This window comes from Vibrio sp. 2130-1, from assembly GCF_033339515.1.
In genome coordinates this window covers 1-527 of the sequence record NZ_JAWOUT010000685.1, presented here as the reverse complement: position 1 = coordinate 527, position 527 = coordinate 1, and the positions used below count along the sequence as shown (strand labels likewise).

The 527-nt window shown below is 51.8% G+C and carries 1 protein-coding gene; it reads right to left on the bottom strand.

Annotation, left to right across the window (positions count from 1 at the left end):
* A partial coding sequence (locus R7Q09_RS28140; protein ID WP_318144208.1) for an ATP-grasp domain-containing protein occupies positions 1-527 on the bottom strand: 527 nt, incomplete at both ends.

Sequence of the window (527 nt, the reverse complement as noted above, 5' to 3'; positions counted from 1 at the left end):
ACCATTGAGGTTTCGCGAATCAGTTTGGTGCTGCCTAACGGCAAGCCGCACACGGCGCGCAGATGGTTTTCAAACTGACAAGTTTCCGCACCTTGCTGTGTCCAGTGACCGGAGTTGTGCACGCGTGGGGCAATCTCATTGACTAACAGTGTGCCATCGACATCAAAGAACTCGAGTGCCAATACGCCAACGTAATCCAGGCTATCTGCGACGGCCGTGAACATCTGCTTGGCTTGGGCTTGCAGCTCTGGCGCATCAATCGCGGTGGATAAGCTCAATACGCCATTGGTATGAACGTTTTCTGCTAGTGGGTAAACTTCAACACTGCCGTCTTTGCCACGCGCACCTACTAAAGAGACTTCACGATTAAATGGCACAAACTCCTCAGCCACAATGGCTTGAGTTGGTGTTGCTGCAATGCACTCCGCCATTTCTGTCCAGATCGTCTCGATCTGAGCCGCTTCTTTCAAGCGCCATTGGCCTTTACCATCGTAACCACCCAATGCACTTTTCAGCACCATAGGCAT